Origin of the sequence: Azoarcus sp. L1K30 (genome assembly GCF_018122735.1) — a bacterium.
Taxonomy (GTDB): domain Bacteria; phylum Pseudomonadota; class Gammaproteobacteria; order Burkholderiales; family Rhodocyclaceae; genus Parazoarcus.
Genome location: NZ_JAGRRD010000001.1, coordinates 792,803 through 807,781, shown reverse-complemented (window position 1 = coordinate 807,781; position 14,979 = coordinate 792,803). Strand labels below are relative to the sequence as shown.

12 protein-coding genes and 1 riboswitch are annotated in these 14,979 nt (G+C 62.8%); of the genes, 5 read left to right on the top strand and 7 right to left on the bottom strand.

Features of this window, described 5'->3' with window-relative positions:
- Positions 1-10 precede the first annotated feature (10 nt).
- The gene (locus J5J83_RS03575; protein WP_212345524.1) at positions 11-334 is read right to left on the bottom strand and encodes an RnfH family protein; all 324 of its coding nucleotides are present in this window, start codon (positions 332-334) and stop codon (positions 11-13) included.
- A 2-nt stretch (positions 335-336) separates the two neighbouring features.
- Positions 337-774, bottom strand: coding sequence for a type II toxin-antitoxin system RatA family toxin (locus J5J83_RS03570; protein WP_212345521.1), 438 nt, complete (start codon positions 772-774; stop codon positions 337-339).
- 92 nt (positions 775-866) lie between these two features.
- Between J5J83_RS03570 and smpB the strand changes: the two genes are divergently transcribed.
- On the top strand, positions 867-1,313 hold the full coding sequence (gene smpB, locus J5J83_RS03565) for an SsrA-binding protein SmpB (RefSeq protein WP_212345518.1): 447 nt from the start codon (positions 867-869) through the stop codon (positions 1,311-1,313).
- A gap of 39 nt (positions 1,314-1,352) precedes the next feature.
- Here smpB and J5J83_RS03560 read toward each other — a convergent pair whose 3' ends face one another.
- From J5J83_RS03560 to J5J83_RS03545, 4 genes are all read right to left on the bottom strand, one after another.
- Positions 1,353-2,759 carry an ABC transporter permease gene (locus J5J83_RS03560; RefSeq protein ID WP_212352771.1) on the bottom strand — a complete coding sequence of 469 codons (1,407 nt, stop codon included), beginning with the start codon at positions 2,757-2,759 and terminating at the stop codon, positions 1,353-1,355.
- Between the two features lie 2 nt (positions 2,760-2,761).
- Positions 2,762-3,739 carry an ABC transporter permease gene (locus J5J83_RS03555; RefSeq protein ID WP_212345516.1) on the bottom strand — a complete coding sequence of 326 codons (978 nt, stop codon included), beginning with the start codon at positions 3,737-3,739 and terminating at the stop codon, positions 2,762-2,764.
- A complete protein-coding gene (locus J5J83_RS03550; RefSeq protein ID WP_212352769.1) occupies positions 3,739-5,904 on the bottom strand; it encodes an ABC transporter substrate-binding protein in 2,166 nt (721 codons plus the stop codon). The genes J5J83_RS03555 and J5J83_RS03550 overlap by 1 nt, the downstream gene beginning before the upstream one ends.
- 88 nt (positions 5,905-5,992) lie before the next feature.
- A complete protein-coding gene (locus J5J83_RS03545) occupies positions 5,993-6,904 on the bottom strand; it encodes a bestrophin family ion channel (protein ID WP_212345513.1) in 912 nt (303 codons plus the stop codon).
- Between the two features lie 190 nt (positions 6,905-7,094).
- Between J5J83_RS03545 and fabI the strand changes: the two genes are divergently transcribed.
- Positions 7,095-7,886, top strand: coding sequence for an enoyl-ACP reductase FabI (gene fabI, locus J5J83_RS03540; protein WP_212345511.1), 792 nt, complete (start codon positions 7,095-7,097; stop codon positions 7,884-7,886).
- A 129-nt stretch (positions 7,887-8,015) separates the two neighbouring features.
- Here the strand turns inward: fabI and J5J83_RS03535 are convergent, their stop codons facing one another.
- Positions 8,016-9,908: a SurA N-terminal domain-containing protein gene (locus J5J83_RS03535; protein WP_212345509.1), complete on the bottom strand. Its 1,893-nt coding sequence runs from the start codon at positions 9,906-9,908 to the stop codon at positions 8,016-8,018.
- A 182-nt stretch (positions 9,909-10,090) separates the two neighbouring features.
- Positions 10,091-10,178, top strand: a riboswitch (glycine riboswitch).
- A 170-nt stretch (positions 10,179-10,348) separates the two neighbouring features.
- Here J5J83_RS03535 and gcvT point away from each other — a divergent pair.
- The 3 genes from gcvT (at position 10,349) to gcvP (ending at position 14,897) form a co-directional block, all read left to right on the top strand.
- Positions 10,349-11,440: a glycine cleavage system aminomethyltransferase GcvT gene (gene gcvT, locus J5J83_RS03530; protein WP_212345507.1), complete on the top strand. Its 1,092-nt coding sequence runs from the start codon at positions 10,349-10,351 to the stop codon at positions 11,438-11,440.
- A 101-nt stretch (positions 11,441-11,541) separates the two neighbouring features.
- Entirely contained in the window at positions 11,542-11,925 is a 384-nt protein-coding gene (gene gcvH / locus J5J83_RS03525; protein WP_212345504.1) for a glycine cleavage system protein GcvH, read from the top strand.
- A 77-nt stretch (positions 11,926-12,002) separates the two neighbouring features.
- Positions 12,003-14,897 carry an aminomethyl-transferring glycine dehydrogenase gene (gcvP, locus tag J5J83_RS03520; RefSeq protein WP_212345501.1) on the top strand — a complete coding sequence of 965 codons (2,895 nt, stop codon included), beginning with the start codon at positions 12,003-12,005 and terminating at the stop codon, positions 14,895-14,897.
- Positions 14,898-14,979 lie beyond the last annotated feature (82 nt).

Here is a 14,979-nt window from a genome sequence, read left to right as displayed (position 1 = left end):
ACTTGCCGGCCTAAGCCTCGTCGGCCGATCCACCGCCCTTCTTCATGACCTTGCCTTCGTCTGCGCGTTTCTTGCGCACCGCTTTCGGATCGGCAATCAGCGGGCGATAGATTTCGACCCGGTCGCGATCACGCAATACCGTGTCCGGCTTGGCGAGCTTCGCGTAGATGCCAAGCTTGTTGGCACCGTCGATATCGATATCAGGGTATTTCTTCAACAGCCCCGACGCCTCCACCGCCGCGCGAACCGTCGTGCCCTCGGGCAGGCGCAGCGGGACGAGCTCCTGCCGTTGCGGCAGCGCATAGGTCACTTCGACGTTGATGATTTCTGCCATGTTCACTGCTTTCCGTAGACCTGAGCGGCGCGTTTGACGAAGGAGTCGACGAAGGTGTTGGCAATGTGATTGAACACTGGCCCCAGCACCTTCTCCAGCAGCTTGCTCGAAAACTGGTAATGCAGGTTGAATTCGACCTTGCATGCCGAATCACCCAAGGCAGTAAAGTGCCAGTTCCCGTCAAGTCTGTTGAAGGGCCCATCCGTCAGGCGAATGATCATCTCCGTCGGCGGGTGCTTCTCGTTCTCGGTGCTGAAATGCGCCTTGATTCCGTGATAGTTGATGTGGATGGTCGCACCGGTGACGTTCTCGGTGCGCTTGTGCACTTCGGTGCCGCCGCACCAGGGGAGAAACTGCGGATAATCCTCGCAGCGGTCCACCAGTTCGAACATCTGCGCCGGCGTGAATTCGATCAGGACGAGTTTCTTGACGTCAGCCATCGGGTATGGGGGCGATCGGATCGCCGAACTGCTAAAATGCGCGATTCTACCGCAAAGGCTTGGTCCGGCAGTCCGGACGAACACATCCACCCATGAGCATCATCGACAATCGCAAGGCTTATCACGACTACTTCATCGAAGAGAAGTACGAGGCCGGGCTCGTCCTCGAAGGGTGGGAAGTCAAGGCCATTCGTGCGGGCCGGGCCAACATCAAGGAAAGCTACATCATCATGCGTGGTGAAGAGCTTTTCATCCTGGGCATGCACATTACCCCGCTGTCGAGCGCATCCACCCATATTCATGCCGACCCCGTACGCACGCGCAAGCTGCTGCTGCACGGGCACGAACTCGCCAAACTCATCGGCAAGGTCGAGCGTGCAGGCTTCACGCTGGTGCCGCTCGACCTGCATTACAGCAAGGGCCGGGTGAAAGCCGAGATCGGACTTGCCAAGGGCAAGAAGCAGTTCGACAAGCGCGAAGACGACAAGAAACGCGACTGGGAACGCGAGAAGCAGCGCTTGATGCGCGCCAAGGGCTGAGCCTCGACCAATTCAGGGAGCGCGCTCCTCCCATCGGGCCTATCGTCGCGGATCGAAGGCATCGCGCACCACGTCCGCAAACAGGTTCGCGGCGAGCACGAGGACGAACATGAAGGCGAACGCCGATGCCAGCGACCACCACACCATGGGTTCGCGGGCGAGTTCGGCGCGCGCCATGTTGATCATGGTACCGAAGCTGATCGTGGTCGGATCGACGCCAATGCCGACATAGGACAGCACGGCCTCGGCCAGCACCAGTCCTGAAAAGTCCATGACCAGCGCGATCAGAACGATATGCATCACATTGGGCAGGATGTGGCGCCGCAGGATGGTCGGAGTACTGGCGCCGAAGGCACGCGCGGCCTGCACGTACTCGAGTTCGCGCAACTTCAGCGTCTCGCCCCGCAACAAGCGGCACAGGCCGGTCCAGCTGGTAATGCCGAGAATGAAACACAGCGCGAGCAAGCGTGCATCGGAGCGCTGGGCGGCCGTTTCGAACCAGTGCGGATGGGTGTCGATCACGACCTGCATCATCAGCACCGCAGCGGCGATCAACAGTACGCCTGGGATGGCATTGAGCACGGTGTACAGGTACTGGATCGCATCATCGACCAGGCCGCCGAGGTAACCCGCGGCAATGCCGAGCGCGACCGCGAACGGCAGCATCACCAGGGTGGTGATGGTGCCGATGATCAGCGCCGTGCGTACGCTTTTCAACGACAGGTAGAGCACGTCCTGCCCGACCTTGTCGGTGCCCAGCACGTGGTAAAGGGGGGCCAGTTCGTACGCCGCAGCAACCACCAGCGCGATGAGTGCGCCACTCACCAGTGCCGCACGCCAGGCCAGCGTCGCACGTCCCCCAAGCACATCCAGTGCTGCCTGCGGAAAGCTACCCTGCCCACGCCGGCCGACGATCAGCGTGATGCAGCACATCACCCCCAGAATCGGCAAACCTGCCCGCCACAGAATCGCGCCCACCCTGCTCGACAGATCGGGCGCAACCGCCTCGCCTTCGGCCAGGTGACGTCCGCCGTACACCAGGCGGGGGTAGTCCCGGGCCTGGCCGCCGTCGGCCGTTTCGACGGTTTCGCGTTGATAGAGCCTGAGCGCGAAGGGTGCCGAATAGGTCTTCTCGGTCTGCAGACGCAGAGGGGCGAGCAACGCGTCGAGTACGCTCAGCACTTCCGACGAATAGACCGCCTCGGTTCGGGTCTGCCCCTCGACGGGTCGCAGCACAGGGCGGAAATGGATGCTGTCGAGCAGCCCCACTGCCAAGAAGGCCAGCAGCACGGTCATCGACGCCATGCCGGCGGCACGTTGGCCCACCTTGCGCCAGGCCTCTCGCAAGGGCGGGTGGCGGCGGACATGGAATACCATCAGCAGCGCGGCCGAGACGAGCACGAACAACAGCAGGTCAGTCCACAACAGGACGGGCTTGAACGCCATCATCACGCCAGCCTCACTCTGGGATCCACCAGCGTGTAAGACAGGTCGGTCAGGATCAGGCCGACGATGTAGAGCACCGAGCCGATGAACACCATGGCCCGCACCACACCGAAGTCCTGCGCATTGATGGCGTCGATGGTGTAACTGCCCAGGCCGGGAATGGCAAAGAAGGACTCCACCAACAGGCTGCCCATGAACAGCAGCGGGATGACGACGACCACGCCGGTCAGCACCGGGATGAGCGCATTGCGCAACACGTGGCGAAACAGCACCGCGAGTTCGGACAAGCCCTTGGCGCGTGCCGTGCGCACATAGTCACGCGAGATTTCCTCGAGAAAGATGGTGCGATACCAGCGCGCGCTCGACCCCAGGCCCGCAATCACGCTGATCAGCACCGGCAGCACCAGGAAGCGAAAGGAATCCAGCCCCCCGGCATAGCCAGAGATCGGCACCAGTGCCCACAGTTTGGACACCAGCCACTGTCCGCCGATGATGTAGAACAGGCTCGACACGGACATCATCGCCACGCACAGCACCACGCCCCAGAAGTCCAGGTAGCTGGCGCGGAAGAATACAAGCAGCAAGGCAAACGTGATCGACGCAAACAGGCTGAGCAGGAAGGTCGGCACTGCGATTGCCAGCGAGGGGCCCATGCGCTCGAGAATCTCGCTGGCGATGTCGCGACCATCGTCGGCGCGCCCGAAGTCGAGCGCGAACATGCGTAGCGACTTGTCGAAGAACAGCGTGTCGGTCAGCTTGGCCGTGCCGCGCTCGGCTTCATTGAAGAACATCGGCTTGTCGTAGCCGCGATCGACCTTCCAGCGCTCGATCGCTTCCGGGGTTGCCCGTTTGACCCCGATCTGGATGCGCGCCATGTCATCGGGAGAATTCACGACGAAAAACAGCAGGAAGGTGAGCAGATTCACACCGAGCAGGATCGGCACCGCATACAACAGGCGGCGTAACACGTAGGCCAGCATCAGTCCCCCCTCCCCGTCGCGCGCACACGCACTGCCGTTGCATGTTCATGCCGGCGCCAATGCAGAAACGCGGGCAGCGCGATGACCAGCAGGGCCAGCACGAGCACCGCCAGCGGCCAGCGCACCGGCGCGTTCCACTGCATACGGGCCCGTGCGCGTGCCTCGACATCCAGGCGCTGGTACTTGAGTCCGTTGCGGACAATGGATCCGGGTTTGCGGTTATGCACCCAGCCGTGCTGCAGGGAATAGGACTTCGGATAGAAGCCGAACACCCACGGCGCATCGCGCTGGATGATCGCGATCATGCGGTCGATGACCGCCTGGCGCTGCGCGCCATCGGGCATCACCTTCATGCGGTCGAACAGCGCGTCGTACTCGGCATTGACGTAGTTGGACGCGTTCTGGCCCTGATATTTCACCTTGCCCTGAGGGCCGTAGAGCAAAAAGAGCAGGTTTTCCGGATCGGGATAATCCGCATTCCAGCCGAAAAAGAACAGTTGTCCATTGCCCAGGCGAACCTTGTCCTGGAAACGATTCCAGTCGGTCGGGCGCACTACGAACTGCACCCCCAGTTCCCTGAACTGCTTTGCCAGCCAGTCCGAGCGCGCCTTGTCGCCGAGCCCGCCCGGCGTGGTATCGAGGTGAATCACCAGCGGCTCTCCCGTGCGCGCATTGCGGCCGTCCGGCCAACCAGCCTCGGCCAGCAAGCGCCTGGCGACATCATGGCTGCGCCGGACAGCCTTGCCGTCGACCCAGCGGTAGACCACCGGGTTGATGCCACGCTCGCCCTCGCGGGCGCCAAACACACCGGGCGGAATCGGATGCATCGCCGGCAGTCCGCGGCCATTGAGAAAGATCGAGACGAACTCTTCCATATCGAGCGCAATGGAAATGGCCTGGCGCAATTTGCGCGCGCGGTCGCTGTCGGCCGCCGACGCATTCTCGCCGCCGCCGACCAGCGGGTCGAGCATGTTGAAAGCGAGGTAGAAGATCGATGGTGACACCGTGGTCAGCAGACGGATGCCCTTTTGCTCCATGTCCTCGGACAGATTGACCTCGCCGTGGCTGGTCATGGTGACTGCCTGGTCGAAGTTGTCGGACGAGACGCCGGAGGCGTCGTAATACCCCTGCAGAAACTTGTTCCAGTACGGAATGCCTTCGCGCTCCCGCGAGAACACCACCTTGTCCACAAAGGGCACGACTTTGCCGCAGTCGTCCAGCAGGCCGGCTTCAGCGTCGCCCGGCGCCCCTTCGCACGGATAGGTGTCGTGACGGTAGTTCGGATTGCGGGCCAGTACCATGCGCGCGTTCGGGTTGTTCTCCACCAGCATGTAGGGGCCCGTACCCACAGGCCATCGATCGAGGCTCAAATTGCGCTCGGCCATGCCTGGTTGGCCGAAGAAGCGATCAACTTCTGGCGGCACCGGTCCGAAGAACGGCATCGTCAGCCAGTACAGGAATTGCGGGTAGATACCCTTGAGCCGGATTCGGTAGGTGTAACGATCCACCACCTCGACCCCCTCGAGCTCAAACCGGCCGACATCAACCCAGCCCGGTGTTTCCCTGGCTTCCGCAAGCAACTGTGCCTGCAACTTCTTCAGTCCCGGCAGGTACTCGGCAATCAGCTCAAAGATCGGCGAGTGCAGGTGCGGGCTGGCCAGACGCTTGATCTGATGGACGAAATCACCTGCCTCGAGCTCTCTGGTCGCCGTTTCGGCGAAATCAACCGGAGACCGGATCGCCCGCAAGGCTTCGGCACCCAGCGCGGCGTAGCGCAATGCACCGCTGTCGTCGCGAGCAAAGGCCGGGTGAGGCTGGTAAAGAATGCCGGGACGGATGCGGATCTCGATCACACTCGAGGCGACCTTGGCCGGATCGCTGTCGGCAGGAAGTTCGCGCCCCGCCGCATCGTAAAGCCTGACGCTGGGCATCTGATCGGCGACCCCCGCTTCGAGAACGTAGGGTCGTTTCAGGTAGTGGTACTGCAGGGGCGGCTCAATCACCTGGTACAGGAAACTGGCCTCGTCCTCGCTATACGACTGTACCGGATCGAGGTGCTTCGGCTGCTGCGTGAACGCCGTGTACAGGATGTTCTCCCCCCGCTCGGCAGCCGGATAGGGGTCGTTGAGTACCGGTCCACACGCGCTCATCATCGCGCACAGCATGCACAGCCCGCCCAAGCGACGCAGGCTACGCACGCCCCGGCGCGGGGGAAGGCTCGCCGCAGGTTTCGATCTGGTCGTATTCATCGGCTCAGGTGAGGATGAACCTGTCGTCCGGCTGCGGTGCAGGCGCAGGCTGCTCACCCAGCATCTCGCGCACACTGGCCTCGATGCCCGCAGTCATCGCATCGAGCGCGAGATCGTTCGGCATCAGGCCGAAAGGCTCCTCGATCTCGTCGCTAAGCGCTTCCAGCGCAAAAAAGGTGTAGGAGACGAAGGCGACGACGATCGGCGTCATCGCGCCGATGCCGTCAACCAGACCGAACGGCAGCATCATGCAATAGAGGTAGACGGTGCGATGCAGGATAACGGAGTATGTGAACGGCAAGGGCGTACTCGCAATTCGTTCGCAACCGCCCAGCACCTCCGAAAATCCGCTCAGCGGTACCTCCATGCGCTGCGCGAGCATCGGGTCGATCCGGCCAGCTTCGCGGCAATCTCGTACCCACTCGGCAAGCCACAGCAAGATCAGATTGGGCGCAAAGCGCGCCGTTGAAACGCGATCGACCTGCTCTCGCGGCAGCAAACCGGTCAGTCCTTCGGCCCGGGGCAGACCACGCAACTGGTTTCGCAGCGCGCGTGAGAACGCGACCTGCATGCAAGCGAACCCTCGCACATCGGCGCCCGCCGCTGTCAGCGTCAGCGCCTGACGTGTCAGATTGCGCGACTCCACCAGCAGCCGGCCCCACAGTTTGCGTGCTTCCCAGTACCGATCGTAGCTTGCGTTGATGCGAAAACCGAGAAAGATTGCCAAAGCAACACCCATGAGCGAGAACGGGCTCGATGTGAGCGTGACCTTCCAGTGATACAGCTGGCCATGCGCCATCACGACGGCGCACGCCAGACCCGTGGTGAACAGCAATTGCGGAAGGATGCGGTGCAGGACCGAGCCACGACGAACGAAGAGCAGGCGAATCCAGTGGGGACGAGGACGTACGATCACTTGAGTTTGAGGCGCTTTATTGTTGAAGACGAGGCCCGGAGGTGAAGCCTGGAACGGGTGAATTCTGGCAGGTTTTGAGCGCGGGGCGACAACTCGATTACATCGATAATGGTGTCAGTTCGGCCTGCAAGCTACCGGACCAGCCGTTTTCGCTATAATCTTGCCTTCTGTCATTCGGAGTTTTGATTCCATGGGCTTTCTCGCCGGTAAACGGATCCTCATCACCGGGCTGTTGAGCAACCGTTCGATTGCTTACGGTATTGCCAAGGCCATGCATCGCGAAGGCGCACAACTCGCGTTCACCTACGTGAATGACCGTTTTCAGGATCGCGTCGCCAAACTTGCGGCAGATTTCGACAGTCAGATGCTTTTCCCCTGTGATGTGCAGGACGACGCCCAGATCAATGATCTCTTCGTACAGCTCGGCGCCCAGTGGGACGGCCTCGACGGCCTTGTGCATTCGATAGCGTTTGCACCCAGCGAAGCGCTCGAAGGTGATTTTCTCGACGGTTTCAACCGTGAGGCCTTCCGCGTATCGCAAGAGGTCAGTGCTTACAGTTTTCCCGCCCTGGCCAAGGCCGCCCGTCCGCTGATGAAGGGTCGCAACGGTGCATTGCTGACCCTGTCCTACCTGGGCGCGGTGCGTACGATGCCGAACTACAACATCATGGGCATGGCCAAGGCCAGTCTTGAGGCGGCTGTGCGCTACATGGCGGTCTGCCTCGGGCCGGAAGGCACACGGGTCAATGGCATTTCGGCCGGGCCGATAAAGACGCTCGCGGCCTCGGGTATCGGCAGCTTCGGCAAGTTGCTCTCGTTCAACGAGCACAACGCCCCCTTGCGCCGCAATGTCACCATCGAAGAAGTCGGCAATGCCGCCGCGTTCCTGTGCTCCGATCTCGCCAGCGGCATGACCGGCGAAATCATGTATGTCGATGCGGGCTTCAATACGACGGCACTCGGCAACGCCGAACCGATGTAAGCCCCGCTTGGGGAGGCCGTCGCCGACCCATCGACAAAAAAGCCCGGATGCACCTGCACCGGGCTTTTTTGATTTGCTTGCGTATTACGCATTTCCCGCCAGGGACAATGCGCAATACGCACCCTCTCCTTACTCGGCTCTTACCGGCGGGAGACTGATGGACACCTTGTAACGCTGGCGCAATTCGGCAATCAGGGCCGCGAAATCACGCTCGGCCAACACCTTCCCATATTGTTTGGTCACAGCGGCGAGACGCGGATCATCCGCCGCCAGGGTCGGCCGGTTTATCGTATCGACGCGATAGATCGTGTAACCCTCTCCGAACTGGCCGACACCTGCATAGGCGGGCAACTTCACGCTCGTTGCAGAAAACACAGCCTGCATGGCATTGCCCGGTAGCGACGGCGCACCGCGCTGCAACTTGCGCGAAGCTGCCCAACTGCCCTCAACCTTCTCGCCCTTCTTCAGCGCCGCCAGCGCCGCCTCTCCGGCCGCGGTAGCCATGCGCGCCGCTTCCTCGGCACGCAACTGCTTCTCGATTGCCGGCCTCACCTCGTCCAGCGGCGGCTTTCTGGCGGCTTCGTATTCCGTCACCCGCGCGGCGACGAGCGTATTGCCGCCGGTCTCGATGGCCTGCGTATTGCGACGATTCTTGACCGCATCATCCGCAAAAACGGCATCCACCAGCTTGGCATTTTGATAGGGCCCCAGCGCCTGTGCATCGCGGGAGATCCAGTCGGTATGACGAATGTCCAGTTTGAGCGCCTCGGCCACCGGCTGCAGGCTGTCGGACTGTTCATACACCATGTTCGAGAATTGTTCGGCCAGCTCGGCAAATTTCCGTCCTGCCGCCTGCTTGGCAAGCTCGGCCTGGATCTCCTCACGCACCGCATCGAGCGGGCGCATCGTTGCCGGCCGGATGTCGCTGACCTCAATGATATGAAAACCGAAGTCCGAACGAACCGGTGTGCCAATCTCGCCCTTCGCCTGCGCGAACGCGGCATCCTCGAACGCCTTCACCATCATGCCGCGACCGAAGAAGCCGAGATCCCCCCCCTTGGACGCCGAGCCCGGGTCCTGCGAGAATTCCTTGGCGAGTGCGTCGAACTGGGTCGGGTCCTTCTTGAGTCGTGCGTACAGTTCGTCGGCCTGCTCCTGCGCCTTCTTCGCCGCAGCTTCGTCCGCGTCCGCGGCAACCTGAATCAGGATGTGCTTGGCCCGACGCTCCTCGGCCTGTCCGTAGCGCGAGGCATTGGCCTTGTAATAGGCCTTGATGTCGTCCTCGCTTACGTTGATCTGCTTTTGCAAAGCGGCTTCATCGAGGACGACGTATTCCGCCTTCAGGCGTGCGGGCCGTTCCAGGCTCGAGCCATTGGCGTCGTAGTATTTTTGTACTGCATCGTCGGCCAGTTTCACCTGATCCAGATACCGGCTCGCGGGAAAGTGCAGTTCGCTCACTTCGCGCTCTTCGAGTTGCGCCGACAGGAAGCGACCCGCCGAGGCTTCGGCAACGAAGCCCCCCTCGCCCACCGGCAACGCCAGTTGCTGCACCCTGACGTCCTGCGCCAGACGCGCCTCGAACATGGCGGGCGACATGCCCTGCGCGCGCAGCAGGTTTTCATAGCGCTTGAGCGAGAAACGGCCATCCTCCTGGAAGGTCGGCACCTCGGAGATGGTCTGCTGCAATTGCGCCGGCGTGACCACCATGCGGTTTTCCGCAGCGTACAGCGCCAGCACCCGACGATTGACCAGGTTCTCCACCACCGCGCGCCGCAAGGCCTCGGACTCGAGCAGGCTGCGATCGACCGGGCCGTCCGACTGACTGCGCAGGCGATCCTGCTGCTCGCGCAAGGCCTGTTCAAACTCGGCAGCCATGATGGGCGTGCCGCCGACCTTGGCAACCTCGCCACCGCCTGGCCCGTCCCTGAAGTACGAATCCAGGCCGAAAAAGGCAAAGGGCACGATAAGGATGGCCAGGATCACCTGAGCAACACGCTGATTTTTGCGGACAGCCTCGAACATCTGATATTCCGTAAAAACTGAAAAAGGATTGGCGACGACGGGGTCGTCCTGCGCCAGAGGCGGCAGTGTAGCGCATCCTGGCTGCAGACTGCCGCCATGCGCATCGCAAAACACCGCGTCGACATCTTTCGGAAAGCCTCCGGAGCGGGTTGCGGCGATCTCCTCAGGAGTGCTATCTTCCGCAACGATGCGCGGGAGAGCACTCTCCTGCAGAGTCGCCGAAGGCGTAACCCCCCGGAATCGCTCAGGCAAAAGGACCGCGCACGGCAAGGAAATTCTGGAGAGCGATACGGGCACGTCAAGCGGCGGGCTGCGCATCCACCGAAGGGGCACCCGGCACGCACATGGCGCCGGAATCTCTCAGGTACAAGGGACAGATGGGGCGAACCAGGCAGATTGCCGGTATCGCCCCATTTTTCGTCCACGTTTCCGGAGCAGTGATGAATACACTCGCCAGACAGACCCCTCTCCATGCCACCCACGTCGCCGCAGGCGCCCGCATGGTCGATTTTGCCGGCTGGGACATGCCGGTCAACTATGGGTCGCAGATTGAAGAGCACCACGCCGTACGCCGCGATGCCGGCATGTTCGACGTCTCCCACATGCTCTCGCTCGATCTCGACGGTGCCGACGCCACCCCTTACCTGCGCGGCCTGCTCGCCAATGACGTGGCCAAGCTCAGGGAGCCCGGCAAGGCTCTGTATTCGTGCATGCTCAACGAAGACGGCGGCGTGATCGACGACCTCATTGTCTATCGCTTGTCGGACACCTGCTACCGCATCGTGGTCAATGCCGGCACAGCGGACAAGGACGTGGCGTGGATGCGCAAGCGCATTGCCACAACTGCCGCCAACGTCAGCCTCAACGCACGCCGCGACCTCGCCATGATCGCGGTGCAGGGCCCGAACGCGCGAGCAAAGACCTGGCAGGCCCTGCCCGCGCTGCGCAGCGCAAGCGAGCCGCTGAAGCCGTTCTCGGGGACCGCCGTCGGCGACATCTTTGTCGGTCGCACCGGCTACACGGGCGAGGACGGCTTCGAGATCGCCCTGCCTGCCGATCAGGCTGCCGCAGCCTGGAATGGACTCACCGCCGCAGGCGTTGCGCCCTGTGGGCTGGGTGCGCGGGACACGCTACGCCTGGAAGCCGGCATGAACCTCTATGGCCAGGACATGGACGAAACGGTGTCGCCGCTCGATGCCGGGCTCGGGTGGACGGTCGACTTCAAGGACGAATCGCGCGATTTCGTCGGCAAGGCGGCACTGCTGGCCACCCCTGCCAGCCGCCGCGTTCTCGGCCTTATCCTCGAGGACAAGGGCGTGCTGCGCGCCCACATGAAGGTGATCACGCCTGCTGGTGAGGGCGAGACCACCAGCGGCAGCTTTTCTCCGACGCTGGAGAAGTCGGTTGCCTTTGCGCGTCTCCCGCTTGCGGCCGAACCCGGCGACCTTGTCGACGTCGATGTCCGAGGCAGGCTGCTCAAGGCGCGTGCCGTACGCCTGCCCTTCGTCCGTAACGGCAAGGCAGTCGCCTGATCTGGCGCGACCGGGCGAGCGAGGCCAGATCGCCATCGCCGCCGTTGCGCCCCCTCTTTTCCCGTCCCGTTTCGCACTCCACACATATACCGGAGAATTACATGAGCAACGTCCCCGCCGATCTGAAGTACACCGCGTCCCACGAATGGATTCGCGTCGAAGCCGACGGCAGCCTGACCATCGGCGTGACCGATCATGCGCAGGAAGCGCTGGGCGATGTGGTCTTCCTCGAACTGCCCGAAGCCGGTCGCCAGCTCGCTGCCGGCGAAGCCTGCGCCGTCATCGAATCGGTGAAGGCGGCCTCCGACATCTACGCCCCGGTTGCCGGTGAAATCATCGCGGCCAACCAGGACGTCATCGACGCGCCCGAAAGCGTCAATGCCGATGCCTACAGCGCCTGGCTGTTCAAACTCAAACCCGCCAATGCGGCCGATGTTGACGGTCTGCTCGACGCCGCGGGCTACACCGCCGAAACCGCACAGTAAGCAAGCCACACGGGCGGGCACCTTGCGGTGCCTGCCGGCCGCTCCGCTCCGCTCCCAAACTCGCAGCCGTATCCGACATGACCGACACCCTCCTCTCCGCCCCGCTTGCGCAGCTCGAGCAGCGCGATGCCTTCATTCATCGCCACATCGGCCCCAACGCCGACGAGATTGCCCGGATGTGCGCCGCCATCGGCGTTGCCGACGTCGATACCCTGATCGACCAGACGGTTCCGGCCGCCATTCGCCTCGAAGCGCCCTTGCCGCTGGCCGCGCCCCAGCCCGAGCATGTGGCGCTGAACGCACTGCGCAAACTCGCGGAGAAGAACGTCGTCAAGCGTTCGATGATCGGCGCCGGCTACTACGGCACCTATACGCCTGCGGTAATTCTGCGCAACGTCATGGAGAACCCCGGCTGGTACACTGCCTACACCCCGTACCAGGCGGAGATTGCGCAGGGCCGCCTCGAGGCGCTACTGAACTATCAGCAGATGGTGATCGACCTCACCGGACTCGAACTGGCCAATGCCTCGCTGCTGGACGAAGCCACCGCGGCGGCCGAAGCCATGACCATGGCGCGGCGGGTGTCGAAGTCGAAGTCCAATGCCTTCTTTGTCGACGCAGCCACCTTCCCGCAGACCATCGACGTCGTACGCACCCGTGCGCATTACTTCGGCTATGAACTCGTATTCGGAGATGCGGCAAGTGCAGGCGACCATGACGTGTTCGGTGCGCTGCTGCAGTACCCGAACGCACACGGCGCCGTCACCGACCTTGCCGCGCCGATTTCGGCATTGAAGGCGAAAGGCGCGGTCGTCGCCGTCGCTTCCGACCTGATGGCGCTGGTCCTGCTCAAGAGTCCGGGCGCCCTCGGTGCCGACATCGCCCTCGGTTCGGCACAGCGCTTTGGCGTGCCGATGGGATTCGGCGGCCCGCACGCGGCGTTTTTCGCCACCCGCGAGGCGCATGTGCGCTCGATGCCGGGTCGGATCATCGGCGTATCGAAAGACGCCCGCGGCAACACCGCGCTGCGCATGGCGCTGCAAACGCGCGAACAGCATATCCGCCGCGAAAAGGCCAACTCCAACATCTGCACCTCGCAGGTGCTGCTGGCCAACATGGCGGGCTTCTATGCGGTCTATCACGGCCAGCAGGGGCTGAAGACGATCGCAGCGCGTATCCACCGCCACACGGCCATCCTCGCCGAAGGTCTGCGTGCTGCCGGCTTCAAGCTCGCAAGCGCAAGTTTCTTCGACACCATTGAAGTCGATACCGGTGTTCACACGGCGCAGATCCTGACCGCCGCAGATACCGCCGGTTACAACCTGCGTCATGCGTCGGCCACCTCGATCGGGGTATCGGTCGATGAAACCACGACCCGGGAAGACATTCAGACCGTGCTGGGCTGCTTCGGCGCCACGGCCAATGTCGACGCGCTCGACGTCAGCGTCGCGCAGGCTGGCGGCGCCATCCCCGCCGCCTTGTTGCGCACCGACGCAGTCCTCTCGCACCCGGTGTTCAACACCCACCACACCGAACACGAGATGCTGCGCTACCTCAAGAAGCTGCAGAACCGCGACCTCGCGCTCGACCATTCGATGATCTCGCTCGGCTCCTGCACCATGAAGCTGAACGCGACCAGCGAGATGATTCCGGTGACCTGGCCGGAATTTGCCAATCTGCACCCCTTCGTGCCGCGTGAGCAGGCGACGGGCTATCTGCAGATGATCGAAGGGCTGGCCGACTACCTACGCGCCGTGACCGGTTTTCCCGCAATCTGCATGCAGCCCAACTCGGGCGCGCAGGGCGAATACGCCGGTCTCGTCGCCATCGCCCGCTACCATGCCAGTCGCGGCGACACCCAGCGCAAAGTCTGCCTGATCCCGAAGTCCGCGCACGGCACCAACCCTGCCACCGCACAGATGTGTGGCATGAAAGTGGTGGTCGTGGATTGCGACGAGCGCGGCAACGTCGACGTGGCAGACCTCAAGGCCAAGGCCGCCCAGCACAGCAATGAACTGGCCGCGCTGATGATCACTTACCCGTCGACACACGGCGTATTCGAAGCGTCGATCCGCGAGATCTGCGCCGTCGTGCATGAAAATGGCGGTCAGGTGTACATGGACGGCGCCAACCTCAATGCGCAGGTCGGCCTCACTTCGCCCGCCTCCATCGGTGCCGACGTGTCGCACATGAACCTGCACAAGACCTTCTGCATTCCGCACGGCGGTGGCGGCCCCGGCATGGGCCCGATCGGGCTCGCGGCCCACCTCGCCCCCTTTATGGCCGACCACGTCGTCGCCCCCACGGGCGAAGCGGAGCGCGCGCACAAGGGCCAGGGCGCCGTGTCTGCCGCGCCCTTCGGCTCGGCCAGCATCCTGCCGATCTCGTGGATGTACATCGCGATGATGGGCGGCAGCGGACTCAAGCGCGCGACTGAAGTGGCGATCCTCAATGCCAACTACCTCGCCAACCGGCTCGGCGCGCATTACCCGGTGCTCTACACCGGCAGCAAGGGTCGGGTCGCGCATGAGTGCATCCTCGACATCCGCCCGATCAAGGCCGCGACCGGCATCTCTGAAGTCGATATTGCCAAGCGCCTGATGGACTACGGTTTCCATGCACCGACCATGTCCTTCCCGGTGGCGGGAACGATCATGGTCGAGCCGACAGAATCCGAAGACCTGGCCGAAATCGACCGCTTTGTCGAGGCGATGATCGCAATCCGCGAGGAAGTGCGTCAGATCGAGAACGGCAGCTGGCAGCCAGACAACAATCCGCTCAGGAATGCACCCCATACGCAAGCCGACATCATGGGCGAGTGGGACCGGCCCTATACCCGCGAGCAGGCGGTCTTCCCCTTGCCGTGGGTGGCTGAGAACAAGTTCTGGCCCAGCGTCAATCGCATCGATGATGTGCACGGCGACCGCAACCTGTTCTGCGCCTGCGTACCGATGAGCGATTACGCCGACTGAACGCGGGCCGAACCCGCTTCCGGGTTAGAATCCACGCGCTTCGCAACGAAGCCACGCCTGCGGGCGTGGCTTTTTTGCGCCC